Origin of the sequence: Streptomyces sp. NPDC102360 (assembly GCF_044766085.1) — a bacterium.
In the GTDB taxonomy this organism is placed as follows: Bacteria; Actinomycetota; Actinomycetes; order Streptomycetales; family Streptomycetaceae; genus Streptomyces.
Window position 1 is genome coordinate 1,180,897 of record NZ_JBIWLG010000001.1, and the last position, 26,395, is coordinate 1,207,291.

General features: G+C 71.6%; 29 protein-coding genes. 13 read left to right on the forward strand and 16 right to left on the reverse strand.

Annotation, left to right across the window (positions count from 1 at the left end; all coding sequences use genetic code 11):
• Positions 1-4 precede the first annotated feature (4 nt).
• From ACIRHA_RS05345 to ACIRHA_RS05385, 9 genes are all read right to left on the reverse strand, one after another.
• Entirely contained in the window at positions 5-1,390 is a 1,386-nt protein-coding gene (locus tag ACIRHA_RS05345; RefSeq protein WP_403840069.1) for an FAD-binding oxidoreductase, read from the reverse strand.
• Positions 1,387-2,550 (reverse strand): acyl-CoA dehydrogenase family protein, encoded by a 1,164-nt coding sequence (locus tag ACIRHA_RS05350; protein WP_403840072.1) that lies wholly within the window; start codon positions 2,548-2,550, stop codon positions 1,387-1,389. Before ACIRHA_RS05350 ends, ACIRHA_RS05345 begins: the two co-directional genes overlap by 4 nt.
• On the reverse strand, positions 2,547-3,545 hold the full coding sequence (locus ACIRHA_RS05355; RefSeq protein ID WP_403840074.1) for an ABC transporter substrate-binding protein: 999 nt from the start codon (positions 3,543-3,545) through the stop codon (positions 2,547-2,549). The genes ACIRHA_RS05350 and ACIRHA_RS05355 overlap by 4 nt, the downstream gene beginning before the upstream one ends.
• A complete protein-coding gene (locus ACIRHA_RS05360) occupies positions 3,542-4,645 on the reverse strand; it encodes an LLM class flavin-dependent oxidoreductase (protein ID WP_403840077.1) in 1,104 nt (367 codons plus the stop codon). The genes ACIRHA_RS05355 and ACIRHA_RS05360 overlap by 4 nt, the downstream gene beginning before the upstream one ends.
• A gap of 8 nt (positions 4,646-4,653) precedes the next feature.
• Complete coding sequence (locus tag ACIRHA_RS05365; protein ID WP_403840080.1) at positions 4,654-5,652, reverse strand: ABC transporter substrate-binding protein; 999 nt, start codon at positions 5,650-5,652, stop codon at positions 4,654-4,656.
• On the reverse strand, positions 5,649-6,386 hold the full coding sequence (locus ACIRHA_RS05370; RefSeq protein ID WP_403840082.1) for an ABC transporter ATP-binding protein: 738 nt from the start codon (positions 6,384-6,386) through the stop codon (positions 5,649-5,651). The genes ACIRHA_RS05365 and ACIRHA_RS05370 overlap by 4 nt, the downstream gene beginning before the upstream one ends.
• Positions 6,383-7,288, reverse strand: a complete 906-nt coding sequence (locus ACIRHA_RS05375) for an ABC transporter permease (protein WP_403840085.1) — start codon at positions 7,286-7,288, stop codon at positions 6,383-6,385. The genes ACIRHA_RS05370 and ACIRHA_RS05375 overlap by 4 nt, the downstream gene beginning before the upstream one ends.
• A 78-nt stretch (positions 7,289-7,366) precedes the next feature.
• Positions 7,367-8,218, reverse strand: a complete 852-nt coding sequence (locus ACIRHA_RS05380; protein ID WP_403840088.1) for a sulfurtransferase — start codon at positions 8,216-8,218, stop codon at positions 7,367-7,369.
• Positions 8,215-8,946 (reverse strand): alpha/beta hydrolase, encoded by a 732-nt coding sequence (locus ACIRHA_RS05385; protein ID WP_403840091.1) that lies wholly within the window; start codon positions 8,944-8,946, stop codon positions 8,215-8,217. Before ACIRHA_RS05385 ends, ACIRHA_RS05380 begins: the two co-directional genes overlap by 4 nt.
• Before the next feature lie 439 nt (positions 8,947-9,385).
• Here ACIRHA_RS05385 and ACIRHA_RS05390 point away from each other — a divergent pair, with 439 nt between their 5' ends.
• The 4 genes from ACIRHA_RS05390 to ACIRHA_RS05405 all read left to right on the forward strand — a co-directional run bounded on the left by ACIRHA_RS05390 (position 9,386) and on the right by ACIRHA_RS05405 (position 12,174).
• A complete protein-coding gene (locus ACIRHA_RS05390) occupies positions 9,386-10,264 on the forward strand; it encodes a LysR family transcriptional regulator (RefSeq protein WP_403840093.1) in 879 nt (292 codons plus the stop codon).
• Positions 10,265-10,918: 654 nt separating this feature from the next.
• Positions 10,919-11,233: a LysR substrate-binding domain-containing protein gene (locus ACIRHA_RS05395; protein ID WP_403840095.1), complete on the forward strand. Its 315-nt coding sequence runs from the start codon at positions 10,919-10,921 to the stop codon at positions 11,231-11,233.
• A gap of 88 nt (positions 11,234-11,321) precedes the next feature.
• Positions 11,322-11,852, forward strand: coding sequence for a hypothetical protein (locus ACIRHA_RS05400; RefSeq protein ID WP_403840097.1), 531 nt, complete (start codon positions 11,322-11,324; stop codon positions 11,850-11,852).
• Positions 11,839-12,174 (forward strand): winged helix-turn-helix domain-containing protein, encoded by a 336-nt coding sequence (locus ACIRHA_RS05405; RefSeq protein WP_403840100.1) that lies wholly within the window; start codon positions 11,839-11,841, stop codon positions 12,172-12,174. The genes ACIRHA_RS05400 and ACIRHA_RS05405 overlap by 14 nt, the downstream gene beginning before the upstream one ends.
• A gap of 58 nt (positions 12,175-12,232) precedes the next feature.
• Here ACIRHA_RS05405 and ACIRHA_RS05410 read toward each other — a convergent pair whose 3' ends face one another.
• Together ACIRHA_RS05410 and ACIRHA_RS05415 are read right to left on the reverse strand one after the other, a co-directional pair.
• A complete protein-coding gene (locus ACIRHA_RS05410) occupies positions 12,233-12,685 on the reverse strand; it encodes a Rid family hydrolase (protein WP_403840102.1) in 453 nt (150 codons plus the stop codon).
• A gap of 51 nt (positions 12,686-12,736) precedes the next feature.
• On the reverse strand, positions 12,737-13,414 hold the full coding sequence (locus ACIRHA_RS05415; protein WP_403840105.1) for an HD domain-containing protein: 678 nt from the start codon (positions 13,412-13,414) through the stop codon (positions 12,737-12,739).
• A gap of 71 nt (positions 13,415-13,485) precedes the next feature.
• On the opposite strand from ACIRHA_RS05415, the gene ACIRHA_RS05420 reads away from it, so the two are divergent.
• The 8 genes from ACIRHA_RS05420 to ACIRHA_RS05455 all read left to right on the forward strand — a co-directional run bounded on the left by ACIRHA_RS05420 (position 13,486) and on the right by ACIRHA_RS05455 (position 22,773).
• A complete protein-coding gene (locus ACIRHA_RS05420; protein ID WP_403840107.1) occupies positions 13,486-14,436 on the forward strand; it encodes a GlxA family transcriptional regulator in 951 nt (316 codons plus the stop codon).
• Between the two features lie 536 nt (positions 14,437-14,972).
• Positions 14,973-15,716 (forward strand): GntR family transcriptional regulator, encoded by a 744-nt coding sequence (locus tag ACIRHA_RS05425; protein WP_403840109.1) that lies wholly within the window; start codon positions 14,973-14,975, stop codon positions 15,714-15,716.
• Positions 15,717-15,762: 46 nt separating this feature from the next.
• Positions 15,763-17,172, forward strand: coding sequence for a cytosine permease (locus ACIRHA_RS05430; RefSeq protein ID WP_403840111.1), 1,410 nt, complete (start codon positions 15,763-15,765; stop codon positions 17,170-17,172).
• Between the two features lies 1 nt (position 17,173).
• Positions 17,174-17,860 carry a cysteine hydrolase family protein gene (locus ACIRHA_RS05435; RefSeq protein ID WP_403840114.1) on the forward strand — a complete coding sequence of 229 codons (687 nt, stop codon included), beginning with the start codon at positions 17,174-17,176 and terminating at the stop codon, positions 17,858-17,860.
• Positions 17,860-19,686 carry an allophanate hydrolase gene (atzF, locus tag ACIRHA_RS05440; protein WP_403840117.1) on the forward strand — a complete coding sequence of 609 codons (1,827 nt, stop codon included), beginning with the start codon at positions 17,860-17,862 and terminating at the stop codon, positions 19,684-19,686. Before ACIRHA_RS05435 ends, atzF begins: the two co-directional genes overlap by 1 nt.
• Positions 19,683-21,068 carry a nucleobase:cation symporter-2 family protein gene (locus ACIRHA_RS05445; protein ID WP_403840119.1) on the forward strand — a complete coding sequence of 462 codons (1,386 nt, stop codon included), beginning with the start codon at positions 19,683-19,685 and terminating at the stop codon, positions 21,066-21,068. Before atzF ends, ACIRHA_RS05445 begins: the two co-directional genes overlap by 4 nt.
• Positions 21,065-22,126: a ring-opening amidohydrolase gene (locus tag ACIRHA_RS05450; RefSeq protein WP_403840121.1), complete on the forward strand. Its 1,062-nt coding sequence runs from the start codon at positions 21,065-21,067 to the stop codon at positions 22,124-22,126. The genes ACIRHA_RS05445 and ACIRHA_RS05450 overlap by 4 nt, the downstream gene beginning before the upstream one ends.
• Entirely contained in the window at positions 22,123-22,773 is a 651-nt protein-coding gene (locus tag ACIRHA_RS05455) for an alpha/beta fold hydrolase (RefSeq protein WP_403840123.1), read from the forward strand. Before ACIRHA_RS05450 ends, ACIRHA_RS05455 begins: the two co-directional genes overlap by 4 nt.
• 219 nt (positions 22,774-22,992) lie before the next feature.
• On the opposite strand, the gene ACIRHA_RS05460 is transcribed toward ACIRHA_RS05455, so the two are convergent.
• Positions 22,993-23,265 carry a hypothetical protein gene (locus tag ACIRHA_RS05460; RefSeq protein WP_403840126.1) on the reverse strand — a complete coding sequence of 91 codons (273 nt, stop codon included), beginning with the start codon at positions 23,263-23,265 and terminating at the stop codon, positions 22,993-22,995.
• A gap of 23 nt (positions 23,266-23,288) precedes the next feature.
• Here ACIRHA_RS05460 and ACIRHA_RS05465 point away from each other — a divergent pair, with 23 nt between their 5' ends.
• A complete protein-coding gene (locus ACIRHA_RS05465) occupies positions 23,289-23,414 on the forward strand; it encodes a hypothetical protein (protein ID WP_403840129.1) in 126 nt (41 codons plus the stop codon).
• On the opposite strand, the gene pqqE is transcribed toward ACIRHA_RS05465, so the two are convergent.
• The 4 genes from pqqE to pqqB are packed head-to-tail and all read right to left on the reverse strand — an operon-like array spanning position 23,387 to position 26,389.
• A complete protein-coding gene (gene pqqE / locus ACIRHA_RS05470; protein WP_403840132.1) occupies positions 23,387-24,511 on the reverse strand; it encodes a pyrroloquinoline quinone biosynthesis protein PqqE in 1,125 nt (374 codons plus the stop codon). The genes ACIRHA_RS05465 and pqqE overlap by 28 nt on opposite strands.
• Positions 24,508-24,771: a pyrroloquinoline quinone biosynthesis peptide chaperone PqqD gene (gene pqqD, locus ACIRHA_RS05475; RefSeq protein WP_403840134.1), complete on the reverse strand. Its 264-nt coding sequence runs from the start codon at positions 24,769-24,771 to the stop codon at positions 24,508-24,510. Before pqqD ends, pqqE begins: the two co-directional genes overlap by 4 nt.
• Positions 24,768-25,493 (reverse strand): pyrroloquinoline-quinone synthase PqqC, encoded by a 726-nt coding sequence (gene pqqC, locus ACIRHA_RS05480; RefSeq protein ID WP_403840136.1) that lies wholly within the window; start codon positions 25,491-25,493, stop codon positions 24,768-24,770. Before pqqC ends, pqqD begins: the two co-directional genes overlap by 4 nt.
• Positions 25,490-26,389 carry a pyrroloquinoline quinone biosynthesis protein PqqB gene (gene pqqB, locus ACIRHA_RS05485; protein ID WP_403840138.1) on the reverse strand — a complete coding sequence of 300 codons (900 nt, stop codon included), beginning with the start codon at positions 26,387-26,389 and terminating at the stop codon, positions 25,490-25,492. The genes pqqC and pqqB overlap by 4 nt, the downstream gene beginning before the upstream one ends.
• Positions 26,390-26,395 lie beyond the last annotated feature (6 nt).

Sequence of the window (26,395 nt, forward strand, 5' to 3'; positions counted from 1 at the left end):
TCCTTCAGAGGGCTTTGCCCGGGTTGAGGATGAGGTGCGGGTCGAAGGCCGCCTTGATGCGCTGCTGCAACGCGTGTTGCTGTGGGCCGAGTTCGTCGGCGAGCCAGCGCCGTTTGAGGGTGCCCACGCCGTGTTCCCCGGTGAGTGTGCCGCCCAGACGCAGTGCGGCGGTGAAGATGTCGCCCGCCGCCTGCCAGGCCGCGTCCGGGATGCCGGGAGCGTCGGGGTCGAGGACGAGGATGGGGTGGAGGTTGCCGTCGGCGGCGTGCGCGAAGGTGAATATCCGTACGTCGTGACGCTCGGCGGCCGCGGTGATCTCGCGGACCGCGTCGGCCAGCCTGGACCTGGGCACCGCGATGTCCTCGATCAGCACTCGGCCAAGGCGTTCCAGGGCGGGCAGGGCTTGCCGGCGGGCCGTCAGCAGCCGGTCCGCCTCTGCCGGGTCGGCGGTGGTCTCGACCGATCCCGCGCGTTCCCGCAGCAGCGTCACCGCCGCTTCCGCCTCGGCCGCCGCCGCACGTCCGTCGCACTGGAGCAGCAGCAGCGCTCCACCACGGGATCGCAGGTCCGAGCCCTGTGCCTCGTCCACGGCCGCGAGCACCGGCCCGTCCAGCAGCTCTGCCATGGACGGCTCCAGGCGGGCCGCGGTCAGTGCCGACACGGCCTCGGCTCCCTCGGCGAAGGAGTCGAAGTGGGCGGCGACGGTGACCGTCGACGCCGGCCGCGGGCGCAGCCGCACCGTGGCGGCGGTGATCACGCCCAGCGTGCCCTCGGAGCCGGTGAGCAGGGCTGTCAGGTCGTAGCCGGTGACACCCTTGACGGTGCGTCGGCCGGTCCGGATCGGTGTGCCGTCCGCGAGCACCACGTCGAGGCCGAGCACCGCGTCCCGGGTCACTCCGTACTTGGCACAGCGCAGTCCTCCCGCATTGGTGGCGATGTTCCCGCCCACGGTGGAGATCGCCGCGCTTGCCGGGTCGGGAGCGTAGCGCAGGCCGAACTCAGCGGCGGCGCGGTCGAGTTCAGCCGTGATGACACCCGGTTCGACCACCGCGATCTGGTCGTACGGGTCCAGGTCGAGGATCCGGTTCATCCGCGACAGGTCGAGCACGACCGCGCCCGTGCCGGCGTTCGCACCGCCGGACAACCCGGTGCCGGCGCCGCGAGGCACCACCGGCACCCGCAGCGCGTGCGCGTGCCGCAGCGTCGTCCGCACATCTTCGGCGTTCGCCGCGTGCACGACCGCCAAGGGCACGCCGTCCGGACGGCTGCCGGAGCGGTCGGTGGCATACGGGGCGGTGGCCTCGGGGGTGGTGGCGAGGGCATCGCGTGACAGGTCGCGGCGCAGCGCATCCAACAGGGCGTCGTGCACGGCGAATTGAGTGACCGTCATCCGATGTCCTCCAGTGCGCGGCCGCCGATGGTGAGCAGGGCCGTGTCCTCCTGCGGGGCGTGCACCGGGGCGCACTGGACGTCGCGGAAGTGGCGCTCCAGCGGGTTGTCGCGGCTCAGCCCCGGATTGCCAAGCAGTCGAACGGCGAGGCCGACCGCCTCGACGGAGTGCCGGTCGGCCAGAACCCGGGCACCCAGGGCCCGTTCGGGGGTGTACGTGTCGTCGGCCGCGTCCACCCGCTCGGCGCCGCCGAACACCAGCTGTTCGGCGGAGTCGAGGCGCAGCGCGATCTCGCCTGCGGCCCGGCGGAACCGGTCCGTACGGGCGACCGGATGACCGAGGTTGGCGGGGATCCGGTCGTGCGCGAAGCGGTGGAAGTACCGCTGGGCCGCGCGGGCCACGCCCAAGTACAGGGCGGCGAGCGGCAGATGGAAGGCGGCGCCCGCGCGGTTGTCCTGCTCGGCGCCGGGCCCGTGGGCGGCGATGTCGACCACGTTCCCGTCGGGGATCTCGACGTCGTGCAGTGCGATGTCGTGGCTCCCGCTGGCCCGCAGGCCGAGGTGGTCCCAGCGGTGGGTGATCTCGATGCCGGGGGCGGCGGCGGGCACGGCGAACGTGCCGACCCGCGGGGCGAGTTCGTCCGTGGTGGCCCACACCAGCAGCCAGTCGAGCCCCTCCACGCCGGTGGCGAACCGCTTGCGGCCGGTGAGGGACCAGCCGCCCGCCGTACGACGGGCCACCGTCGCGGGCAGCCCGCCGCGCGCGGGCGAGCCGAGGTCGGGCTCCACCCGTACGTGGTTGAGCAGTACCGGCCGCTGTGCGGAGTCGGCCAGGACCTGCTCGTACAACTCCTCGGGCCAGTGCGGCCGTACGGCTTGCCGGTGGTGGACGCCGAGGCTCATCGCCGCGATCAGTGCCACCGAGGGATCGCCCTCCCCGAGGGCGTGCAGGATCCGCGCGGTGGCCGCGACGCCGAGGCCCGGACCGCCGTGGCGCCCGGCGACGGTGGCGGTCAGTAGTCCGGCCTCGTGCGTGGCGCGGATCCCGTCGGCCGGGAAGGCGCCGGTGCGGTCGTGTGCGGTGGCCGTGGCGGCGAGCCGTTCGGTCACCCGGGCCAGGCCCGTGAGATCGGGCGCGGGCAGCCGTAGTGCCGTTGTCATGAGGAAAGGGCCTTCCGCAGTGGGGTGTTGAGCCGGTCGGACCAGAACGCCGAGACCTTGAGCGGCTGTTTCAGCGCCCCGAGATCCCCGAACGCGTCGGCGACCTTCTGCTGGGATGCCGTGGCTTGCGCGGTCACCGTCCGCAGTTCGGTCCTGCGCTGCTTCTCGCCGGCCCGGAAGTCCTCAAGCGCCTGCTTCACCGGCTGGTGTGTGGCTGTGGCGAGGGTCTTCGCGAACGTCTCCTCGCGCCCGGCACGGACGTACGCGTAGGCCCGGTCGAGCCGCGCGAGCAGATCGGCCAGCGCCTCGCGTTCGGTCGCGGAGCCGAGCGTCTCGTCGGAGGCCGTCCACAGGAAGTTCCCGGAGAGGATGTTCTTGGCTGAGCCGACGGTGCGGGCGTCCTGCTGGTGGGCGGCGATGACCGAGTTGCCGTATCCCGCGAAGGCGTCGATCGACCCGCCGTTCAGCGCGGCCAGTGCCTTGTCGGGTTCCAGCGGGGCGGCGGTGATGTCGTCCCAGCCGAGCCCGGCCCGCTTGAGCAGTTCGTAGAGGAAATAGTGGGCCGTGGTGTTCTTGACGTAGCCGACCTTCTTGCCCTTGAGCCGCGCCATCGAGGTGATCCCGGAGCCCTTGGGCGCGACGACCTCCTGGTTGAGCGTGGTGCCGCGTTGCACGGCGACGACCTTGAAGTTGGGCCTGCCGTCGGCCGCCGCGAACACCGGGGGAATCTCGCTGGAACTCGCCACGTCGAGCGCCCCGGCCCGCAGCGCCTCCAACTGCTTGTCACCGCCCTGGAAGAGGCTCCACTTCACCTGGTACGGAGTGTCGTCGAGGTGGGCGAACTCCAGCAGGGCCTTCTCGCGCTGCCAGCCCGTCGCGCCCACGCGCAGCGTCACCGTGTTGCCACCTTCCTCAGCGCCCGCGGGACCGCCGCAGGCGCTGAGGACGGCCACGAGGAGCCCGGCGACGGCGAGCGCAGGTCCCACCCGCCTCATGCGGCGGCTCCCGCGGTGGCGCGGTGCGCCAGCTCCTGGCGGACCAGCGGGAGGACGTAACGGGCGTAGTCGATCGCGTCGTTCAGTGGGTCGTAGCCGCGCATGGACAGCAGTTCGCAGCCGATGTCGACGTAGTCGAGCAGCGCCTTCGCGACCGTCTCCGGGGAGCCGACCAGGGCGGTGGAGGCGCCGGCGGCGTTGGTGGCGGCCGCGGGCGCGGTCCACAGGCAGCGGTCGTGGACCTCGCCACGCTCGGCGACGGCGAGCAGCCGCTGGGAACCGACGTTCGTGGGAGCGCCCTGGCCGAGCGCCGGGTAGTGGCGCTGCTTGGCGCGCTCGGCGTGGTGGGCCTTGATCGAGCCGAGCGTGCGGTGCGCCTTCTCCCAGGCCAGCTCGTCGGTGGGCGCGATGATCGGACGGAACGACACCCAGATACGGGGCCGGGGCCTGCCTGCGGCGTCGGCGTGCGCGTGTACCGCGGCGATCTGCTCGGCGGTCTCCTTCAGCGGCTCGCCCCACAGCCCGAAGATGTCGCCCTGCTGCCCGCCCACCCGGTAGGCGTCCTCGGAGGAGCCGCCCACGGAGATCGGGATGGTGCCCTGGTACGGGGTGACATCGGAACGGAAGCCCTCGAAGCGGTAGTACGGGCCCTCGTGCGAGATCGGGCCCTCGGCCGCCCACACCTCGCGCAGGATCCGGATGTATTCCTCCGAGCGCGCGTACCGTTCGCTCTTGCTCAAGTAGTCGCCCTCGCGGCGCTGTTCCTCGTCGCTGCCGCCGGAGATGATGTGCACCGAAAGGCGCCCCTTGCTGATCCGGTCGAGGGTGGCCAGGGCACGGGCCGCGTGGGTCGGGAAGATGACTCCGGGGCGGTGGGCGAGGACCGGTTTGATGCGCTCGGTGTGCTGGGCCACGAACTGGGCCAGTTGCAGGGCGTCGGGCGAGGCGGAGTGGTAGGTGACGAGGGTGTGGTCGAAGCCGCCGTCGTCCAGGGCGCGGGCGTAGCGGCGGGCGTAGTCGACGTCGATGCCGCTGCCCGCGGTGGGGTCGCCCTCGGTGGCGGGGTTCGGGTGGACGGCGCTGATGAACTCGACGGGCATGGTGGGGTTCACTCCTTGATGAGGCTGGTGTCGACGTGGTCGGTGACGGTCGGGTTCGGGGTGAGGACACCGATCCCGTGCATGGTGTCGCCGACTTTCTGCACGGACTTGACGGCACGCGAATCCACCGGCAGCAACTGGCTGTTGGCCTGACTGACGAGGGTCTTCGCGACCGCGGCGGAGGCGCCGTTGTTCTCCTGGATGGCCTCGGCGTAGTCGTCCGGGTGCTCCCGCGACCAGGCCAGTGCCTTGTCCAGGCGGCGCAGGTAGTCGGCGACGGCGGCCTTCTTGCCCTTGTCGGCCAGCGCCTTGTCGGAGGCGCCGATGAAGCCGTAGCCGCTCACGCGCCCGTCGGCGCCGTTGACGAGGAGGCGCCCGCCCTGCTGTTCGGCCACGGCCTTGTAGACCCCGAAGGTGGCCCAGGCCTCGACCTTGCCGGAGGTGAACGCGGCCTGCGCGTCGGTCGGCAGCAGGTACTGGACCTTGACGTCGTCGTAGTGCAGCCCCGCCTGCTGGAGCACGTGCGCGAGCAGGTATTCGGCGATGGACCCCTTGGCCGAGGAGACCACGACCTTCTTGCCCTTGAGGTCCTTGACGCCGCGCACCGACGAGCCCTTGCGGACCACGATCCCGGTGTGGGTGCCGTCGTTGTGCAGCGCACCCACGGCCTTGACCGGCACACCGCCGGAGAGGGCCTGGAGGGTGGGCAGATCGGCGGCGTACGAGGTGTCCGCGGCGCCCGCCTGCACCGCCTGGAACAGCGGCGCCGCACCCTCGAACTCGGCCCACTTCACGCGGTACGACGTCCCCTTGAGGGCGCCGGATGCGTCGAACAGGGTCTGCAGGTTCTTCGCCTGGTCGCCGATGGTCAGGGTCACCCGCGACGAGGAGCCGCCGGAGGAGGCCTCGCTGTTTCCGCCGCAGGCGGCGGTGGCGAGGAGAGCGGTGAGGGCCAGTGTGCAGCCCAGCGAACGGCGTACGCGGCCGGTGCGGGGGACAGGAGTCATGCGGGTGCCTCTTCCAGGGGATGTGCCGAGGCGTCGTGGACGCCCAGCCGCCGCAGCAGTTCGCCGCGGAGCCGTACGAATTCGGGGGAGCCGAGGTCGCGCGGCCGCTCCAGGCCGACCTCGGCCTCGTACGCGATCCGACCGTCGTCCATCACCAGGACCCGGTCGGCCAGCAGGAGCGCCTCCTCCACGTCGTGCGTGACCAGGAGCACCGTGCAGCCGTGTCGTTGCCACAGATCCGCCACGAGCCGCTGGGCCTTGACGCGGGTGAGGGCGTCCAGGGCGCCGAACGGCTCGTCGAGCAGCAGCAGTTCGGGTTCGCGCACCAGCGCGCGGGCCAGTGAGACGCGTTGTGCCTGACCGCCGGAGAGTGTCTTGGGCCAGCGGCCCGCGTACTCCTCGATGCCGACCTCGGCCAGGTAGCGCCCGGCGAGTGCGGGGTCCGGTGAGCCGGGCAGGCCGAGCACGACATTGCGCCACACGCGCAGCCAGGGCATCAGGCGTGGCGACTGGAAGGCCACCGAGCGGCGCTCCGGCACGCTCACCTCGCCGTCGGTCTCGCTGTCGAGCCCGGCGAGGATCTTCAGCAGCGTCGACTTGCCGCAGCCGCTGTGGCCGAGCAGGGCGACGAACTCGCCCCGGTGCAGGGCGAGATCGAGCTCGTCGATGACGGTCTTGTCGTCGAAGGCGCGGCTGAGCCCACGCACCTCCACATGTGCGGTCGCCTCCGTCATGCTCCCTCTCCTTCGAACGAGGACCGCCAGGCCAGCAGGAGCCGCGAAAGGAGTCGTACGGCGAAGTCGCACAGCAGCCCCAGGACGGCGTAGACGGCGAGGCACAGGACGATGACGTCCGTCTGGAAGTACTGCTGGGCGTTGCTCATCAGGTAGCCGATGCCGGCGTCCGCGTTGACCTGCTCGGCGAAGACCAGGGCGAGCCAGGCCGTGGACAGTGCGTAGCGCAGGCCCACCAGCGCGCCGGGCAGCGCGGACGGCAGGATCACGTACCGGATCAGACCCAGGCGGCCGAGGCCCACCATCCGTCCCGCTTCGATGAGTTGGGTGTCGACGGAGCGGATGCCTCCGTAGATGTTGAAGTAGAGCGGGTAGGTCACGCCGAGCGCGACCAGTGCGATCTTCGGGGTCTCGTCGATGCCGAACCAGACGATGAACAGCGGGATGAGACCCACCCAGGGGATGGCCCGGAACATGCCCACCGACGCGTCGATCACATCCTCGCCGAGGCGGAAGAGACCCGCGGTGAGCGACAGCGCGAGAGCGACGGTGGCACCGATGAGGAATCCGATCGCCGCCCGGCGCCCGGATGCCGCGATGGCCTGCGGCAGTTCACCGGTCCCGGTCAGGGCGACGGCCCGCTGGACGACGTCGACGGGGGAGGCGAGGACGGACTCGGGCAGCACACCGGTGGTGCTCGCCAGGAACCAGACCACCACAAGGCCGACGGGGCCGGCCGCCCGGCGCACCGCGCGCGGTACACGGAGGCCGGGGCGGTTGCGCCGCCGCGGGGTGGCGGTCGGCTTCGCCGGGGTCGGAGTTTGTTTCGGCGTCGAGTCCGGGCGAGCGGGCGGGGGTGTCGGCGGGGATGCGCCGGAGACGGTCGTGTTCGGGGAGGGCATGGCGGCCTCTCGTCGGGAGGGGGCGATGGGGCGGTGAGGGTGTGTGCGTGGTGCGGTGACGGTGTGTGCGGTGCGGCGTCAGTACGGCCGGTCGCCCAGCACCGCCGGGCGGTCGGGATCGGCGGACCAGGCGGACCAGGAGCCGGGGTACAGCGCGGCGGGGATGCCCGCGTGGGCGAGCGCCGCGATCTGGTGGGCGGCCGTGACACCGGACCCGCAGTAGACGCCCACCGCGGTCGCGGCGTCGGCGCCCAACGCGTGGAAGCGTGCGGAGAGTTGCTTCACGTCTCGGAAGGTGCCGTCGGGATTGAGGTTGTCGCCGGTGGGGGCGGACAGGGCGCCCGGGATGTGTCCGGCACGCGGATCGACCGGCTCGCTCTCGCCCTGGTACCGCTCGGTGGCACGGGCGTCCAAGAGCACGCCGCGCCGGGCGACCCCGGCCGCCGCGTCCGCGTCGAGCACCGGAAGTCGTCCCGGCGTGAGCACGATGTCACCGGGCGCGGGCGGCTCGGGCTCCCCGGACTCCGTGGGCAGACCGGCCGCCCGCCAGGCGCCCAGCGCCCCGTCGAGCAGCGTCACCCGCTCGACTCCGGCCCAGCGCAGCAGCCACCAGGCGCGGGCGGCCGCGGTGTTGCCGTTGTCGTCGTACACGACCACCGGGCGGCCGGCGGTGAGGCCCCAGCGACGCGCGGCCGCCTGGAGGTGTGCCGGGTCGGGGAGCGGGTGGCGGCCACCTTCGGAGGTGGGCGGGGCGGCGAGTTCGGTGTCGAGGTCGACGTGTACGGCGCCGGGGATGTGCTCCTTGAGGTAGTGCGCGTGCCCGTGCGGGTCGCCGAGCCGCCACCGTACGTCGAGGACGACCGGCCCCGGACCGCCGCTGTGCAGAAGGGAGTTCAGCTCGGCAGCATCCGTCAGCACCTGGCCGGTCATGCGAGGTCCTCCCGTACGGCGATGGGCGAGAGTCCGGGTGACAGCCGCAGCCGCTCCAGGAACAGCACGGCGATGGCGGCGGCCGTGCGGTGAGTGACGTCGTTGAGGACGTCGTGCCGGGTGCCGACCAGGCTCACCAGTTCGGCTCCCGGCAGCGTGGCGTAGACACGGCGGGCATCCGGCAGCGGGCTGACCGTGTCGTCGGCGCCGTGCAGGGCCAGGACGGGCACCAAGATGCCGTCCGGGGCGGCCAGTTCGGCGGGGACGGTGTCTGCGAGTGCGCCGCGCCGGAACGTGGCGTCGGTGGCGAGCCTGCCGCGGTGCGTGGGGCAGGCGGTGCGCTGGTCGAGTTCGGCCTCCCAGCCCTGCGTTGCCGCTTCGGTGTGCGGTGCGGTGGGAAGCCCGGCGAGGATCAGCGCGTCCAGGCCGGGTACGCCGCGCGCGGCGAGCGCCGCCGCGTGCACGGCCCCGGTGTCGGATCCGACGAGCACCCGGGGGCCGGGCAGTGTCTCGTCGCGCAGCAGCTTGGCCGCCTCGTCGGTGACGGCCGACGGGTCGGAGGAGGGGGCCGCCACGGCCCGTACGCGGTAACCGTCGGCCGCGATGCGGCGGCCGAACCGCTCGTACACACCGCCGTGTTCACCGCGGCCGGGGAGAACGATGAGCGTGCCGCGCGGGGCGATCCCTTCTGGTTCGTTCCAGGCGTGGACGGACTGAGCAGAGCTCATGGTGACTCGATTCATCGCAGGGCTCAGGGGATGGGTGGGCACACCTGTGCCGTGTGCGGGTTGGGGAGGTGGCGCGTGCATGGGCGGAGGCCCCGCGCAACAGCCGGGCGTACGGCATCAGTTGGAGGCGTCCCGGCTCAACGGGGCATGACGCGTACGTTGGCCGGGCTGGTCGGACCGGTCAGCGACACCGCATGGTGACGGCACGGCCGAGGTCGACCACCCGTCGTCGCGTCAGCCGGGTACCCGCACCGCAGCACACCGCCGACCCTGCGGCCGACGGCCGGGGTCCGGTGCTGAGGGGGCGCGGCCCGGGGGCCGGCGCGTGGGCTTGACGCGACATGAGCACAGCATGCAGGAGGCAAAAGCCGTACGTCCAACGACGATTCGCCATCAAAACCGATCACGATCCCTGATCGAACGGTGCTAACCTGCGCTCATGCGACCGGTCCTGGACATCGTGGCGCTGCGCAGTCTGATCGCCGTCGCCGACTACGGCGGCTTCCACCGCGCCGCAGGCGCGCTCGCGCTCAGCCAGTCCGCGGTCAGCCAGCACGTGCGACGACTGGAGAAGACGCTCGCGCGCCCCGTCGTGGAACGCGACGGCCGCAAGACCCGGTTCACCGCGCACGGCGCTCAACTGCTGCAGGAGGCGCGGCTGATCGTGGGCGCGCACGACACAGCCGTACGAAGGCTGCTGGGCGAGGCCGGCGCACAGGCCGCGTTCGTCATCGGCGCCACCGAGCACGGCGCCGACCAGATCCTCCCCGTGCTGACCAGGACGGTACGGGAGGCGCGGCCGGGCGCCGAGGTGCGCGTGCGGGTCGACCGCTCCGCGCGGCTGACGGATGCCGTCGACCGCGGCGAGATCGACCTCGCCGTCTACGTCACCGAGGCGACCGAAGCGGCGGGCTCACCTGTGGGCGGGCTCCCGTTGCGCTGGTACGCCACCCCCGGTTGGCGGCCGCCGGCCGGGCCCGCGCCGCTGCCACTGGTCGCCATCGACGAACCCTGCGTCATCCGCCGCCGCGCCCTCGCCGCGCTGGCGGCCCACGACACCGCGGCCACCGTCGTCGCCGAGTCCGGCTATCTCGCGGGCGTCCTGGACGCGGCACGCGCCGGCCTCGGTGCCGCACTCCTCGCCGTACCCGGCGGCCAGCACCCCGAAGGGCTGACCCCGGTCGAGGGCCTGCCCGCTGTCTCCGCGGTCCGCCTCAGCGCGCGCCCCCGGCGGGGCGCGGACCCGTCCGTGACGGGCACGGCGGTCGAGGCGGTGCGCACCCTGCTCGCGGCGTGCGAGACCGGCTGCGCGGCATGACATCGCGGGCGGGCGAAGCACTGGGCGCTGTCCGCGGGGAACCCGGTCACGACCATGCGCCCGGCCGTTCGGGAGGTTCAGTGGCTGACCACGACCTTTCCGAGGCGCGGGAGCGACGCGAGGGTGAACGGCCGCTCGGTAGCACCCGGCGGTCCTGCCGGACGGCGAGTCACTGTCGATCGTAGGCAGCCCCGCGCCTCGTCGGTCAGGGCAACTCCCCTTCTGCAACACGCTGTTCACAACGTCGGAGGAAGTGTTGCCCATGAGGCAAGACGTGGTTGACAACAAATCCTGGTCCCGCAGTTCGTCCTGATGAACACGGCAGGGTGTGTCCGTGACCCGTCGCGGACACACCCTGCCGTGTTCAGTTGCGCCGTGGCCCGGCGCAGGACCGACGTAATCCCCTCGCATCCGCACGGTCGTTTGCGGCCGCCGGTGTGCCGGTACGCCATGTCCGCACGGCGTACGGCCGGCGCAGGCGGAGCCATGAGTCACCCCCGGCCCTCACCGGGCCGCCAGACACCTTGTGGAGCACCATGAGCAAGGCGTCCATCGCACGGGACTTCGGGAACGCCCAGTCCGAACCCGCCGCCGCGGGGCGGGACTTCGACATCGCGACACGTGTGCACGAGGTGGGCGGCCGCAGGGTGGTCAGTGGCACCAAGTTCTACTCGACCGGTCGACGTCGGGATCGTCCGGGACGCCGAGAGGCGCGACGACATGGACCTTTGCCTTCTGGCGTCGGAACGGCTGGTGGCGGTCGCTCCCACCGGGCACCCGGCGGCCGGGAGCGGCCGGGTGGCGGTGAGGGCGCTGGCCGCTGACCCGCTGATCTTGTTCCCACGCTCCGCGGGATCCGAGGCGTTCGACCTGAACACGAAGCCATTGCGGAACGCCGGGATCGACGTCAACGTCGCGCAGGAGTTCCTCGCGGCGTCCGAATCCAGGACGGGCGCTGTCGGTGGGTGAGGGGCGGGCGACGCTTGACTCCTCGAGGGCGGGAAAGTACTTTCCTCTCAGGAAACAAGTTCTGCCGGAGCAACTGATGGAGGGTCCCATGTCCGAGCCCCGCGAGTCCGCTGAGTCCGCCGAGGCGGCTCAGATGCTGCAGAGCATCGAGCAGCGCCGCACCCAGGCCCACGACGGCACCGGCGCGTCGCGCTGGGTGGATGTGGTGTTCGGCGTCGCGACCTTCGCGGTGCTCGCCGCTCCCGACTTCTTCGGCTCCGGTGTCACGGGCTGGACCACGCCCGCGTTCTCGGCGCTGGCCGTCGTCTACGTCGTCATGCTGAAGACCCGCCGTGGCTCGGCGGTGCTCGGGCAGCGCGCCCGGCTGCGCAGGAGTGAGATCTCCGGACGCTACGCCCTGGTCTCGCGGGTGGTGCTCTGCGTGATCGCCGCGGTCGGCATCGCGCTGGCGCTGCTCCAGCCTGACATTGGAGTACATGTGCCGTACTGGCGCACGGTGTTGGGCGTCCTGCTGGGTGGTGCGCTGATCCTCTTCGGGGGACGGATGCAGCGCGCGCTGACCTCGATGGCGACAGGTGAGCGGCGTACCGCGGGAAGCGCCTTCGATGGCCGTGTTTGAGTATGACGCCGTCCTCCTCGACCCGACTCGGCTGACGATCGTGTCGTTGCTGGCGGGCGTGGACTGGGCCGAGTTCGGCTGGGTCCGCGAGGAGGCCGGTGTGTCGGCGTCCGCCCTGTCCAAGCAGGTCGGCACCCTGGAGGCGAAGGGGTACGTCGAGGTCAAGAAGGGCTACGTCGGCAAGCGGCCGCGTACATGGGTGAGCCTGAGCCGCGCGGGCAGGGGAGCGCTGGAGAGTCATGTCGCTGCTTTGCAGCAGGTCGTCGAGGCCTCCCGCAGACTCGCCGCCGACGACGAGAACGACGACGCCGCCGGCGGCTGACAGGGCGGAAGCTCCCACAGCAGGTTCAGGGTCTGCGCTGAGTCCGTTATGGGTGTTGTCAGTTGGCCGCGAGGGGCGGCTGGGCGCCAGGACTGTGCGTGTCGGGGTACGCGGCGGTCGCGCGGATCTCGACCAGGAGGCCCGGGCTGGCGAGGCCGTCGACGCCGATGATGGTCCAGGTCGGGTAGGGCGGTGTGACGAGGCGCTGCTTGGCCTCGCTGAAACCGGGCAGGTGGCGGCGGATGTCGACGTGGTAGCTGGTGACGTCGACGAGGGCCGAGAGGTCGAGGTGTTCCAGGCGCAGGATCTCCTCGATCTTCCGGATGGCGATCTCGGTCTGTTCCTCGATGGTGTCCGGGATGGTTCCGTCGGCGCGGCGGCCGATCGTCCCGGCGATGAACAGCAGGCCGTGCGCGCGGACAGCGGCGGAATAGCCGAAGCCCGCGAAGGCGGCGGTGGTGTCTCCGAAGACGGTGTTGCCCTCGGGGACCTCGACGGTGTGGATGGTCATCGTGGTGTTTCCTTGTCCTCGTAAATCAGTCGTGTCTGTCAGTCGTGTCTGTCAGTCGTCCCAGCGGGACGCGCGGCAGGCGTGTTCCATTCGGGTCCGGCCGAAGTCCTCGCGTTCGCGCAGGAATTCACCGGGGATCGTGTACCGGGCTGCGTTCTTCGGGTTCTTGGCGGCCTGCGCGACGATCGCGTCGGTGAGCGAGCGGATCATGTCGAGGCGTGGATACGCCGTGTGCAGCGCCTCGGCCTCTTGGTCGGTGACCGCGTCGAGGTGGTCGGATCCCAGTGGGCCGCCGAAGTCGAGTGCGACGCCCTGGCGTACCAGCACGCACAGTGTGCCGCGGCGCTCCGCGATGCCCGGGGACGTGTGCAGGGCGATCGCCTGCCAGACCTGGTCGGCGTCGGCCGTGGACCGCCCCCGGGCGACGAGGAACTCGGCGGCGCGGTCGGCGCCTTCGACCTCGAAGCGCTGGTTGTGCGGGCCGTCCGAGGCCACGCCGAGGTCGTGCATCGCGCACGCGGCGAACAGCAGGTCGTCGTCGTAGTCACGGCCGACGGCCAGACCGGTGCGGTCGGCCGCAAGCCGGGCAAACAGGTAGCTGCGGATGCTGTGGTGGAACACCGACGGCGCCTCGACCGGCCGGATGAGGTCTACGACGGCGTCGACGAGCGGTGTGGCGGGAAGCGCGGTCAGGTCGGAGCGCGTCTCGTGAGTAGGAGGTTCGTGCATGGCTTCAGCTTGGCTACCACCGCTTTGACCTGGCCATAGGCAAAATTCCCATAGTTCGTTAGGATATTGCCATGACGGTGCATCGAGTCGCGGTCCTGGCGCTGGACGGGGTCACACCGCTCGATCTGGCGATCCCGACGCAGATCTTCAGCGCCCGGCCGGAGACCTCCTACGAGATGACCCTGTGCGCGCTCGACGGGCAGGTGGCCACCACCGCGGGGTTCTCCCTCAACGCCGCCGGGGGCCTGGATCAGGTGCGCGCCGCCGACACCGTGGTCGTGCCGGGCTACGAGCTGCTTCAACGGCCGCCGGAGGCCGTGCTCGATGTGCTGGCCGAGGCCCGCGACCGCGGTACGCGGATGGTGTCGATCTGCACCGGAGCCTTCGCGCTGGCCGCGGCGGGTGTGCTGGACGGCCTGCACGCCACGACCCACTGGAAGCACCTCGACGACTTCGCACGGGAATTCCCGGCCGTCACGGTAGACCGCGACGTGCTCTACGTCGACGAGGGCACCGTGCTCACTTCGGCCGGTGTGTGCTGCGGCATCGACCTGTGCCTGCACCTCGTCCGCCGCGACCTCGGCGCGGTGGTGGCCAACCAGATCGCCCGGGGCCTGGTCGCCGCCCCGCATCGGGACGGCGGGCAGGCCCAGTTCGTACCGGCCCCCGTCGCGGTGGCCGGGGGCTCGGCACTCTCCGAAACCCGGGAATGGGCTCTGCAGCGGCTCGGCGAACCGCTCACGCTGCGGGTGCTCGCCCGGCACGCGGGCTCGTCGCAGCGTACGTTCATGCGCCGGTTCACCGAGGAGACGGGCACGACCCCGTTGCAGTGGTTGCTGGGTGCCCGTCTCGGCAGAGCGCGGGAACTACTGGAAACCACGGACTACTCGGTGGACCGGGTGGCGCAGGACTGCGGGCTCGGCACCGCGGGCAATCTGCGGCTGCACTTCCGGCGTGCGCTGGACACCACGCCCACCGCCTACCGCCGCGCTTTCGAGCGCACGACGCCTCCTGGCGCGTGACTCGGCGGTTACCGAAGTGCCGGCCGCCAGAAGATCGCCCGCGGCCTGACCGGAATGCGGGCCAGGCAAGCAGCCCGGCTTCCCGCACTGTCTCGACCGCCACCGCCTGTACCTCCGGTACGGCACCTCTGGACGGCCACTCACCCCGTGGTGCGCCCGAATACGCCTGTCGACCGCGCTCGTTGAAACGACCATGAGTGAAGATCCCGAGGTGGACGGTCTCATCCCGGGCCGGAGCCGGGCAGCGTGCCGCTTGGAGAATTTCACGAGACTGTCCGATGGCGCAGGGCAAGTCGTAGTCCGGCCAGCCACCTGCACCGACCACTGCGGAGTCGGTGATCAGGGACGTCGCACTCGGCGTAGCAGCCGGAGAGTCGAGCAGCCCGAAATCCTGGAGCTCAGAGACGTGTGCATCGTCCGTGACGGCCCCGCAACCCTTTGACGGTGGCGCCGTGTTAACCGGCTGGGCGTCCGCGTAACGCCGCGGGAACAAATGATCAAAGCCGCAGAAACAGGTGCTGCCTAGCGTCGCCGGCATGGACGCACCCGTGCATACACAGATGTCGACACAGCCGCAGGCGGTCAAGACCGCGGTGCCGAGCCGCACCGCTCGCAACCGGCGCGAGGAGACCTACGCCGCGCTGCGCGACCTGCTGCTGCGGGGCGAGTTCGGGATGCGCACGCGGCTGATCGAACTGCATCTGGCGCAGCGCCTCGGGGTGTCCCGCACACCCGTGCGTGAGGCCCTGGTCCGGCTGGTCGCCGACGGGCTGGTACAGCGCCTGCCGGACGGCTTCTACACCGCCCGCCTCAACCTCGCCGAGCTCCGCGATCTGTACGAGCTCAGGATCACCGTGGAACTGCGGGGCATCGCCCGCGCCCTGGAGTCCGACACCGTGCTGCACGACGCCGCACTGCTGGAGCCGCTGCGCGACCACTGGCGCGAACTGCGCTCCGACATGCCGGTACCCGACCCCGGGTTCGTGCTGCAGGACGAGGAGTTCCACCGCACGCTGCTACGCGCATCGGGCAACCGGCAGCTCTCCGAGACACTGGAATCCGTCATCACCCGGATCCGCCCGGTGCGCATGTACGACTACCTCACCGAGGACCGCATCCGGCTGACCGTCACCGAGCACCTCGACATCGTCGAGCACGTCCTGGCCCGCCGGTTGCCCGAAGCGCTGACTGCCTTGCGCCGCCATGTCGGCGAATCCCTCGATGTGGTGGAGAAGCGGGCCGCTCACGCCATCGCGCAGATGGCCCTCCATCAGAGCTGACCGCCTGCCACGCCCCGCGCTCTCCTCTTTCCCTCAGGAGCTCCGTATGCCCTCCTCGCCAGAGTCCGTCCCGATACCTCAGGCCGGCACTTCCGTGACAGAACTGACCGATACGCCTTCCGCCCCGCGGACGACACGACTCGATGACGAGTTCGAGAACCGCCCCGTCCCGCCCGGGAACCGCCGCTCGCTGCTGTCGGTCTCCTCCGTGTGGTTCGGCTTTCCCATGGTGCTGACCAACGCCGTCTTCGGCGGTGTCATCGTCTTCAACCTGGGCTTCGCCCGCGGCATCCTCGCGATCCTCGTCGGCTGTCTCGTCCTGGGCGGTTACGTCGGGGCGCTGAGCTACCTCGCCGGCCGCACCGGGAACACCTTCGTGCGGATCGCCGCCGTCACCTTCGGGCCCCGCGGCGCCACCGTCGTGTGCGGGTTTTTGGCCACCGTGGTCATCGGCTGGTTCGCCTTCCAGGTCGGCCTCACCGGCTCCACGCTGCACGCGGCGCTGGGCTGGCCGACCCGGGCCACGGTGCTGCTCGCCGGCCTGCTCTACGTCGCCCTCGCCTACGCCGGCATCCGCGCGCTGGCGGCCATCGGCTGGATCGCGGCGCCGATGTACGTGGTGCTCGGTGGCGTGGCCATCTGGCTGGCCCTGCGCGAAACCAGCATGTCGCAGGTGCTCTCCTACGACGGGCAGGCGCCGGGCGGCGGGGCGCTGGCGTTCGGCGCCTGCGTCACGATGGTCATCGCCGGGTTCATCGACTCGGGCACCATGACCGCGGACTTCACCCGCTGGTCGAAGAACGGCCGCGAGGCCGTCCTCGCGTCGCTCACCGCCTTCCCGCTGGCCAACCTCGTAGCCCTGGTGGTCGGCGCCGTGGTGGTCGGCGCGGGCGCGGCGGCGGCGCCCGGCACAGCCGGCGGTGACTTCCTGGCCCTGCTGAGCGGCCACGGCGGTGTACTCACGGCCGCGGCCGTCGTCTTCGTCTTCGTGAACCTCGGCTCCGTCTCCGCGCACTGCCTCTACAACGCGGCCGTCGGCTGGGGCCAGTTGACCGGCGTCCCCATGCGGCGTCTGGTCCTGGTCATCGGCACGCTCGGCCTGGCCGTGGCCCTCGCCGGCGTCTGGGAGCACTTCGAGACCTGGCTCACCCTGCTGGGTGTCCTCGTACCGCCCATCGGCGCAGTGATCATCACCGACCAGCTGCTGCGGCGGCGCCGAGACCCGCTCCCCGGCCCGGCCCGGGCCCTGCGGACGGCCCCCTTGAGCGCATGGGCGGGCGGCGCCGCTCTGGCCCTGCTCGTCCACTACCAGGGGCCCCAGTACTGCTCCGCCCTCACCGGCCTGGTCGCCGCCGCTCTCCTGTACCGCGCCCTGGACCGTGCGCCCCGACGCGCGGCCGCCGTCGCGTCCCGCGCGTCCGTCTCCGCATCCGAACCCGCCCCTGAGAGGACCTGACATGGCATCCGTCGACGCGAACCCCTACACCTGGCCCTACGACGGCGACCTGGTCGTCGCCCGCACCGCCCTGGTCTGCATCGACTGGCAGAACGACTTCTGCGGACCCGGCGGCTACGTCGACACGATGGGGTACGACCTCTCCCTCACCCGCGCCGGACTCGAACCCACCGCACGAGTGCTGGCAGCCGCCCGGGAGAGCGGCATGACCGTGATCCACACCCGTGAAGGACACCGCCCCGACCTGTCGGACCTGCCGGCCAACAAGCGCTGGCGCTCGCAGCGCATGCGTGCAGAGATCGGCTCCGACGGCCCCTGCGGCCGGATCCTGGTGCGCGGGGAGGAGGGCTGGCAGATCGTGCCCGAAGTAGCCCCCGAACCCGGCGAGTTGATCATCGACAAGCCGGGCAAGGGCTCCTTCTACGCAACCGACCTCGACCTCCTGCTGCGTACCCGTGGCATCACCCACCTGGTACTGACCGGGATCACCACGGACGTCTGCGTCCACACCACCATGCGCGAAGCCAACGACCGCGGCTATGAATGCCTGCTGCTGTCCGACTGCACGGGCGCCACCGACCGCGGAAACTACGAGGCCGCGCTGAACATGATCAGCATGCAGGGCGGCATCTTCGGCGCCGTCGCCACCAGCGACCAGTGGCTCGCGGCCCTGAAGGAGACCCCCTGATGGCCACGGCCACCGCACGGATGAACAAGGCTCTGGCGCGGCTCGCCGAAGACGAGCGGCCCGAGGCGTGGATCACGCTGCGGCCCGCGGCGGAACTGCTGGCCGAGGCAGCGCTTGTGGACGCCCGGATCACCGCCGGTGCACACCTGCCACTGGCCGGACAGGTCTTCGCCGTCAAGGACAACATCGATGTCGCGGGCCTGCCGACGACCGCCGGCTGTCCCGGCTACGCCTACCGGCCCGACTCCTCGGCCCCCGCCGTCGAGCGGCTGACCCAAGCGGGGGCCATCGCCCTGGGCAAGACCAACCTCGACCAGTTCGCCACCGGCCTTGTCGGCACCCGCAGCCCCTACGGAGCGGTACGTGCGGCGCACGACCCCAAGCGGATCAGCGGCGGCTCCAGCTCCGGTTCCGCAGTCGTCGTCGCGCTGGGCATCGTCGACTTCGCGCTGGGCACCGACACCGCGGGATCCGGACGGATACCGGCCGCGTTCCAAGGAATCGTCGGACTCAAGCCCACCCTCGGGCTCGTCCCGACCGAGGGCGTGGTCCCCGCGGCCCGGCCCTTCGACTGTGTCACTGTCTTCGCCCCCGATCTGCCGACTGCGGAGAGCGCCGCCGCCGTTATGGCCGGACACGGGCCCTCCACCCCTTCCACCCGCGACTGGCCCGCCGACGCGCCGCTGGCCGCCCCGCCGTGCCCCCGCGTCGCCGTCCCCGACCCCAGGGCCCTGACCGGCATGAGCCCCGCCTGGCGGGCCGCGTTCGCCGCCACCACCGAACGGCTGCGCTCCGCCGGCGCGACGCTGCGCACCATCGACATCACCCCCTTCCTCCAGGCCGCCGAGCTGCTGTACGGGGGAGGACTGGCCGCCGAACGACACGCCGCCGTCGGCGAGTTCATCACCCGCTGCCCGGAGGGCCTCGACCCCAGTGTGCGCCGCATCGTCGAGGACGCAGGCCGGATACCCGCCCACCGCTATGCCGCCGACCTCGCCCGGCTCCAGCAGCTCACGCACCAGGCGATGGCGTTGCTCGACGGGTGCGAGGCGCTGCTGCTGCCCACCGCCCCGCACCACCCGACACTCGCCGAAGTGGCGGCCGACCCGATCGGCGTGAACAGCAGACTCGGCACCTTCACCAACTTCGTCAACCTGATGGACCTTTCGGCGGTCGCGGTGCCTGCGGGCACGGCAGACGGCGGGCCGTTCGGTGTCACCGTCGTCGCGCGGGCGTTCGCCGACCGGGTCGCCGCGGACATCGCGACGCTGATCGCTCCCGCCGGCGACGTCAGTGACGTCGGTGAACTGCCCGGCTCGAAGGCGGCGCCCACCTCGCCATGGGGCCCGACCGGACTGCCCTTGGCCGTCTTCGGCGCCCACCTGACCGGCCAGCCCCTCAATCCTCAACTAGCCGACGTTGGAGGCAAGTTGCTCGGCGCGGTGCGCACCGCACCGTGCTACCGCATGCTCGCCCTGCCGGGCAGCCCGGCGCGCCCCGGACTCCTGCGGGTCACCGAGCGCGAGGCCGGCCGGGCCGTGACCGGCGAACTGTGGGCGCTCCCCGCGGCCGCGCTCGGCCGCTTTCTCGCCGCCCTGCCGGAGCCCATGGTCCTGGGCCGTATCCGGCTCGACGACGGTTGTAGCGTCACCGGCTTCCTGTGCGAGCCCCACGCCGCACGAAACGCCCCGGACATCACCGCCCACGGAGACTGGCGCACCTATCTCAGACGGGCCGGCCTCGACATCCGCCCCACCGAGTCCGTGGCCGGGGCATCGGCGATGAGCGACGCGGCGACCGCCGGGCAGACAGGCGGAGCCGTATGAGCACCGGCACCACTGACACCCACGATGCGAACAGTGCTGCCGACAGCGCGCACGGCGAGACCCGGACCGCGGCTCCGCACCCCGTTGACGCGCGCCCCACGGCACTGCGGCTGGGGGCGTTCGGCGCCCAGCACGTAGCCGTCATGTACACCGGATGTGTCGCCGTCCCCCTCGTGTTCGGGGCCGCCGCCCACCTCGACACCGCCACCATCGGCCTGCTCATCGCCGCCGACCTGCTGGTCGCCGGGCTGATCACCATGGTGCAGAGCCTCGGCGCGGGCCGATTCCTCGGTGCCCGACTGCCGGTCGTGGCCGGGGCTTCCTTCACCGCCGTCACCCCGATGATCGCCATCCAGGGCCAGTACGGACTGCCCGCCGTCTACGGTGCGATGCTGGCCGCCGGCCTGTTCGGACTGCTCGTCGCCCGGCCGTTCGCCCGCCTCGTGCGCTACTTCCCGCCCCTCGTGCGCGGCACCGCAGTCACCATCATCGGGCTGTCTCTCGTCGGCAACGCCATCGGCCTCATCGCCGGTGACGACCCGAGCGCACCCGGATACGCCTCCATGGACAAACTGGCGCTGGCCGCCGGGATCATCGCCCTCATCGTCATCCTGACCCGCTTCGCCCGCGGCCTGCTTGCCCAGATCGTCGTACTCGTGGGAGTCCTGGCCGGGACCGGCGCAGCGGCACTGATGGGCCTGACCGACTTCGGATCCGTCTCCGGCGCCGACTGGTTCGGGCTGCCCCATCCCTTCCGCTTCGGCCCGCCCACCTTCCCTTTGGCAGCCGTCCTCTCGATGTGCGTGGTCATGCTGGTGATCTTCGCCGAGTCCACCGCGTACCTCATGGCCGTGGGCGACATGACCGGCCGTCCGGTGCGGCGCGCGGAGTTGGCACGAGGGCTCGCCGCGGACGGCCTGGCCGCAGCGGTCGGCGCGGCAGCCACCTCGTTCCCCGACACCGTGTTCGCCCAGAACGTCAGCCTGGTCCGGATGACCGGCGTACGCAGCCGCTTCACCACGGCGGCGGCCGGTGCGCTGCTCGTCGCCCTGGGGCTGACACCCAAGCTCGGCGAGATCGTCGCCTCGCTGCCGGGCCCGGTGATCGGAGCGGTGAGCCTGGTGATGTTCACGATGGTCACCGTCACCGGCATCCGCACCCTCGGCGACGTCGTCTACGACGGCACACACAACGCCATGATCGTGGCGCTCGCTCTGGGCACCGGCATGATCCCGGTCGTTGCCCCCACCTTGTACGACGGCTTCCCGGCGTGGTTCCGCATCATCGCCGGCGGAGCCATCTCCAGCGCGGTCATCGTCGCGTTCGTGCTCAACCTCTTCTTCAACCACCTCGCCGGCCCCCGAACGAAGGAGCGCGCGTGACCCCCTCCACCCCCGCGACCATTGACCTGCTGCGCCTGCCGACTGCCGACCCGGGCGACCTCACCCCGGCCCGCGCACTGGCCGCAGCCGGGCGCACGCTCGACGACGTACTCGCCGTCGTCGGCAAGACGGAGGGCAACGGCTGCGTCAACGACTTCTCGCGGACCCTCGCCGCCACCCGGTGGGAATCGCTCGTGCCCGATGAGACCGTCACCGTCTTCTCCGGCGGCACCGAAGGAGTCCTGAGCCCGCACGTGAACCTCCTCGTCGCCGACCCGGGCCCCCATCCGGGTCACGACCGGGGCCTGGTCGCCGCGGCCGGGCGCACCCGCGACCTGCAACCGGCCGAAGTCGGCAGGGGCTCCCAGCTCAGCGCGGTGCGCGAGACGGTCGACGCGCTCGTCAAGCAACTCGGCCTCACCCCCGACGAGGTCGACATGGTGCTGGTCAAGTGCCCGCTTCTGACCTCTGATCGCATCGCCGCCTGCCGGGCTACCGGAGTGGAACCGGTCACCGAGGACACCTACGAGTCGATGGCGCGTTCCCGCGCCGCCGCGGCCCTGGGGATCGCGCTGGCCCTGGGGGAGTGCACCGAGGACGCCGCCTTTGAAGCCCTCGAGGCGAAGGGCGCGGCCGGGGTGTGGTCCTCGCGGGCCTCCGCAAGCGCCGGCGCCGAGCTGACGGACTGCCACATCCTGGTCCTGGGCACCAGCGGCGCGGCAAGCAGCCCCTTGCGGGCCCTCCACGGCGTCATGCGGGACGCCATCGATCTGGAATCCCTGCAGCAGCTGTTCGCCCAAGTCGCCGCCGAGGGCGGCACGGTGGTGCAGGTGTTCGCCAAAGCGGAGGCCGACCCGTCCGGCACGGTGCGGGGTGAGCGGCACACCATGCTCACCGACTCCGACCTGAACTCCACCCGGCATGCCCGGGCCGCCGTCGGCGGCCTGCTCTCCGCCCTTGCCGGTACGACAGCGGTCTACGTATCCGGCGGCGCCGAGCACCAGGGGCCGCCCGGTGGCGGCAGCGTCACCGTCGTCTACCGGATGCCCGTCGCATGACCACGCCCCGGCTGGTCCTGATCCACGGCGCAGCCACCACGTCGCGCATCTGGGAGAGGGTGCTGCCGTATCTCGACGGGGCGGGCTTCGAGGTGCACTGCCCCGACCGGCTCTGCTCCGGCGACCTGGACACCGAGATCGCCGCGCTCTCCGACGTGTGCTCCGGTGCCGTAGTGGCAGGCGTGAGCGGAGGCGCCACCCTGGGCCTGGAACTGGCGGCACGGGGCGTCGCGCTGAAGGCGGCCGTCCTGCACGAACCGGCAGCCGGAACCCTGGCCCCGGGCCTGCTGGCCCATGTGGCCGCGGGCCTGGCCGCCGACGGCGTCACCGGATTCGGGCGCGCGCTGTACGGACCGGAGTGGAAGTCTGCCGACGCCCCGATGCAACGTGAGGTCGTCGAGCGCGAGTTCGCGATGTTCGCATCCTTCCAGCCGCGTCCTCCGGCAGCGGAGTGCGGGCCGCTCCTGCTGACCACCGGTGCGCAGTCACCGCCCGCACGACACGCCTCCGTACGAGCCGTCGGCGACCACTGCCGCGTCCCGTGGCGGCGGGTCCCCGGTGCCCGTCATGCCGCACACCTCGAAGCGCCGAGCACCTTGGCCGCCATCATCATCGCCCACGCCCGGAGGGCGGCCGCCGTGCGGTGAACGCTCCGGCAGCGCTGTGCGAGCAGCGGCGAGACCGGGCGGACAGAAAATGCCCTGCCGCTCGCGTCAGCTCCGCGCCTCAAGGGCCCCGCCGTGGCAGACCGTTGACGCGCGGAGCGGCGTCGGTGCCGCTACTGACACTGCCCTTGAGGGTGCTGCGGAGAAGGCGCGACACGGAATCGGCCTTCGCCGCGCTCCCGGCCGGCGGTCCCTCCTGGTTCAAGGCCGGTCGGCTCCGGCCGCAGCAGTCTGCGGATACAGCACCGCGAAGATCCGCTCGAAGCGTGCGGTCATCTCCTGGGCGCTCTGCTCGGGGTGGTGCCGCCACCAGACGACCGCCGCGCTCACCGTCCCGTACCACAAGTGGGTGGCGAGGTCGGTGTCGAGCGGTTCCGGGGCCGGGGAGGAGCCGAAGAACTCGCTCACGCCGACCGCGCCGGTGCGGTTGAGCTCGCCCGTCGACGCCGTGGACCGTGGACGCGGGCGACTCACTGTCGGCGCAGGAGTACACGCCGTTGCAGGGGCTCGAGATCGGCGCACGCGTGGAATCGACGTTCCTGCGCGGCACGCAGGTCTTCGGCGACGGCAAGGTCATGGGCGCTCCCCAGGGCCACTACCTGTCGCGTCCCACCACGCGCTGAGGCCCGGCGCGGCGGCGTGTGTGTCGGCGGGGGACGAGGGCGTCGGGTTCGGCGGCGGCGTGCGCCAGAGACGTGACGATGGAGTGGTCGGGAGCCAGCCGGCATGCCGGGTCGGTGCGGGAGGCGTCGCCGGTCAGGGCGTAGGCCTGGCAGCGGCAGCCGCCGAAGTCCTCGTTCTTGCGGTCGCAGGTGCGGCAGGGGGCCGGCATCCAGTCGGTGCCCCGGTAGCGGTTGAAGGCGGGGGACCGTTCCCAGATCCAGCGCAACGGGTGCTCGCGCACGGTGGGTGGGTCGAGGTCGGGGATGGAGGACGCGGCGGGGCACGGCAGCACGGTGCCGTCCGGTGTGACCGTGAGGGAGACCGCGCCCCAGCCGCCCATGCACGGCTTCGGGGTCCCGGTGAAGTGGTCGGGTTCCACCCACGTGATGTCGAGCGTGGTGTCTCGTCGGTCGCGCCAGCGCGTGACCGTGGCGGAGGCGTGGGCCAGCTGGGCATGCGTCGGCATGAGTGCGGAGCGGTTGAGGAGGCCCCAGCCGTAGAACTGGGTGTTGGCGAGTTCGATCCTGTCCGCTTCCCAGTCCAGGGCGAGTCGCAGGATGTCGTCCAGGGCGTCGAGGTTGTGGCGGTGGAGGACGACGTTGAGGCCCAGGGGGAGCCCCCGCCGTTTCACTAGGTGGGCGGCCTCTCGCTTGTTCCGGAACGAAGTGCGGCCGGCGATGGTGTCGGACAGGACCGGGTCCGCGTGCTGGACGGACAGCTGCACACTGTGCAGGCCCGCCGCGGTCAAGGCGTCCAAACGGTCGGCCGAAAGACCCTCGCCGCTCGTGACCAGCTGCGTGTACAGGCCGGCGGTCACGGCCTCCCGCGTCAGGTCCACGATGTCGTCGCGCAGGAGCGGCTCACCGCCGGAGAGGTGGGTGTGCAGGACGCCCATGTCCGCTGCCTGGCCGAAGACGTCCGCCCAGTGTTCGGTGGTGAGCTCCGTTGAACGGCGTTGCAGCTCAAGGGGGTTGGAGCAGTAACCGCAGTGCAGGGGGCAGGCGTGAGTGAGTTCGGCGAGCAGGGCCCAGGGCGGGGGAGGGGTGGTGATGGTCATTGCAGGCATCCCTGTGCGTGGAGGCGACGGAGGAACTGTGAGATGTCCGCGATGCGGGCCTGCTCGGGGTGTCGCTGGACGAGGAGTTGGGCGATGTCGTCGACGGAGCGCTGCCCGTCGCACAGGTCCAGCACGGATCGGGCCGAGCCGTGCAGCACGACCACACGCTCGGGCAGGAGCAGCACGTCCGTGCCCCGTGCCCGGTCGTGCCGTAGCAGCGCGCCCGGTGGCAGGGACGGGTGCCAGGTGCCGCCGGTCATGAACGGGCCGCGCGGGCCGCGTGTTGGACGCTGTCGAGCAGGCTCCACAGCACGTCGCACTTGAACGCCAGCGCCGCCATGGCTTGGTCCTGCTGATCGCGGGTGCGCGCCCAGTCCTTCACCCACGCCAGTGCCTCGCTTCCGTCTCTGCGCCCTTGCGGGACACGGCTCTTGAAGTACGACAGCCCTTCGGCGGCGATCCACGGGTAGTGCTGGGGGAAGGTGTCCAGGCGGGTCAGCATGATCGACGGGGCGCACAGCTCGGTGAGCGAGGAGGCCACGGCCTCGAGGGCGCTTTTGTTGCGGCAGAAGTTGACGTAACCGTCGACAGCCAGGCGTACCCCCGGCAACAGGTGTCGGTGGTCGGACAGTTCGCGGCGGCCGAGGCCGACCGCCTCGCCGAGCCGGAGCCAGCGCTCGATGCCGCCCTCCGCGTCCGAGGCGCCGTCGTGGTCCTGGATGCGCCGGATCCAGGAGCGGCGATGGGCGGCCGACTCCAGCTTGCTGAGGATGAGGGCGTCCTTGATGGGGATGTTGACCTGGTAGTAGAAGCGGTTGGCCACCCATGTGCGCAACTCGTCGCGGCTCAACTCTCCTTGATGCATGCGCTGGTTGAAGGGGTGGCGGTCGTGGTAGCGGCTGGTGGCGAGGTGTCGCAGTCGCTGCTCCAGCTCCTCGGGAGGCCAGAGGGTGCGTGCCGGTTGGAGATCGGTGGTTGTCACAGCTCCCTCACCATCCTGTCGTGGGCCACGTTCAGCTCGGCTTCGGCCAGCCGCGTGTGCTCCGGGGCGTCCGGGTCCACCAGGGGGTTGGTGTTGTTCAGGTGTGTGTAGTAGATGTGCGCGCCCGTCCCGCGCAGCCGGTGTGCGGTGCCGGCCGGTCCCAGGATGGGCAGATGGCCCATGCCCGTGGCTGTGCGCGAGGAGATGCCCGTGCGGCGGGGCTCGTCCTCGTCGAGGAACGTGCCGTCGAGCAGGGCGCAGTCGGTGCCGGCCAGTGCCTGCTCGAGCGCATCGCTCCACGTGGCCACGGCGGGCGCGTACAGGAGACGGCGTCCGCTCCTCGTGTCGTGCACGCGCAGCCCCACGCTCCATGCGGGGTGCGCGTCGTCGTCCGCGGCGTAGCGCGGTCGCTTGGCGGACAACTCGACGCCGCTGACGTCGAGCCCGGCGATTCGGGCCGGCTGTCGCGCGTCGCCGGAGGGCAGCTCGTTCCAGACCAGGCCGGTGTAGGGGGCGAGTACGTCGGTGAGGTTCAGGCGGTGTTCCAGTGCGGCGCGGACCGGCCGGGTGCACCACACTTCGATGCGGGCGGCCTCGCGCAGCCGCAGCAGGCCGAGTGTGTGGTCGAGTTCGGCGTCGGTGAGGACGGCCCGGACGACGGGTGTGCGCGCGTGCTCGTCGGCCGGGCGCAGGTCGGAGTGGGACTCCAGTTGTTCGGCGATGTCCGGGGTGGCGTTGACGAGGAACCATTCGTCGGGGCGGGCGCCGTGGAGGGCGAGCCCGTCGTGCAGGCGTCGGCGGGAGGGGAAGCGGCGTGCCCCGCTGCAGCCGGGGCACGCGCAGTTCCACTGCGGGACACCGCCGCCTGCTGCTGTTCCGAGGATCCGCAGCAGCACGGCGGG

What these genes read in the sequence shown, in the direction of transcription:
- ACIRHA_RS05455 (WP_403840123.1), top strand. Translation starts at nt 22,123, where the DNA reads ATGACCACGCCCCGGCTGGTCCTGATCCACGGCGCAGCCACCACGTCG.
- ACIRHA_RS05445 (WP_403840119.1), top strand. Translation starts at nt 19,683, where the DNA reads ATGAGCACCGGCACCACTGACACCCACGATGCGAACAGTGCTGCCGAC.
- ACIRHA_RS05400 (WP_403840097.1), top strand. Translation starts at nt 11,322, where the DNA reads ATGTCCGAGCCCCGCGAGTCCGCTGAGTCCGCCGAGGCGGCTCAGATG.
- ACIRHA_RS05350 (WP_403840072.1), bottom strand. Translation starts at nt 2,550, where the DNA reads ATGACAACGGCACTACGGCTGCCCGCGCCCGATCTCACGGGCCTGGCC.
- ACIRHA_RS05370 (WP_403840082.1), bottom strand. Translation starts at nt 6,386, where the DNA reads ATGACGGAGGCGACCGCACATGTGGAGGTGCGTGGGCTCAGCCGCGCC.
- pqqE (WP_403840132.1), bottom strand. Translation starts at nt 24,511, where the DNA reads ATGACCATCACCACCCCTCCCCCGCCCTGGGCCCTGCTCGCCGAACTC.
- ACIRHA_RS05415 (WP_403840105.1), bottom strand. Translation starts at nt 13,414, where the DNA reads ATGCACGAACCTCCTACTCACGAGACGCGCTCCGACCTGACCGCGCTT.
- ACIRHA_RS05410 (WP_403840102.1), bottom strand. Translation starts at nt 12,685, where the DNA reads ATGACCATCCACACCGTCGAGGTCCCCGAGGGCAACACCGTCTTCGGA.
- ACIRHA_RS05345 (WP_403840069.1), bottom strand. Translation starts at nt 1,390, where the DNA reads ATGACGGTCACTCAATTCGCCGTGCACGACGCCCTGTTGGATGCGCTG.
- ACIRHA_RS05375 (WP_403840085.1), bottom strand. Translation starts at nt 7,288, where the DNA reads ATGCCCTCCCCGAACACGACCGTCTCCGGCGCATCCCCGCCGACACCC.
- ACIRHA_RS05385 (WP_403840091.1), bottom strand. Translation starts at nt 8,946, where the DNA reads ATGAGCTCTGCTCAGTCCGTCCACGCCTGGAACGAACCAGAAGGGATC.
- ACIRHA_RS05430 (WP_403840111.1), top strand. Translation starts at nt 15,763, where the DNA reads ATGCCCTCCTCGCCAGAGTCCGTCCCGATACCTCAGGCCGGCACTTCC.
- ACIRHA_RS05355 (WP_403840074.1), bottom strand. Translation starts at nt 3,545, where the DNA reads ATGAGGCGGGTGGGACCTGCGCTCGCCGTCGCCGGGCTCCTCGTGGCC.
- ACIRHA_RS05405 (WP_403840100.1), top strand. Translation starts at nt 11,839, where the DNA reads ATGGCCGTGTTTGAGTATGACGCCGTCCTCCTCGACCCGACTCGGCTG.
- pqqD (WP_403840134.1), bottom strand. Translation starts at nt 24,771, where the DNA reads ATGACCGGCGGCACCTGGCACCCGTCCCTGCCACCGGGCGCGCTGCTA.
- ACIRHA_RS05390 (WP_403840093.1), top strand. Translation starts at nt 9,386, where the DNA reads ATGCGACCGGTCCTGGACATCGTGGCGCTGCGCAGTCTGATCGCCGTC.
- ACIRHA_RS05420 (WP_403840107.1), top strand. Translation starts at nt 13,486, where the DNA reads ATGACGGTGCATCGAGTCGCGGTCCTGGCGCTGGACGGGGTCACACCG.
- ACIRHA_RS05360 (WP_403840077.1), bottom strand. Translation starts at nt 4,645, where the DNA reads ATGCCCGTCGAGTTCATCAGCGCCGTCCACCCGAACCCCGCCACCGAG.
- ACIRHA_RS05425 (WP_403840109.1), top strand. Translation starts at nt 14,973, where the DNA reads ATGGACGCACCCGTGCATACACAGATGTCGACACAGCCGCAGGCGGTC.
- ACIRHA_RS05380 (WP_403840088.1), bottom strand. Translation starts at nt 8,218, where the DNA reads ATGACCGGCCAGGTGCTGACGGATGCTGCCGAGCTGAACTCCCTTCTG.
- ACIRHA_RS05435 (WP_403840114.1), top strand. Translation starts at nt 17,174, where the DNA reads ATGGCATCCGTCGACGCGAACCCCTACACCTGGCCCTACGACGGCGAC.
- atzF (WP_403840117.1), top strand. Translation starts at nt 17,860, where the DNA reads ATGGCCACGGCCACCGCACGGATGAACAAGGCTCTGGCGCGGCTCGCC.
- ACIRHA_RS05365 (WP_403840080.1), bottom strand. Translation starts at nt 5,652, where the DNA reads ATGACTCCTGTCCCCCGCACCGGCCGCGTACGCCGTTCGCTGGGCTGC.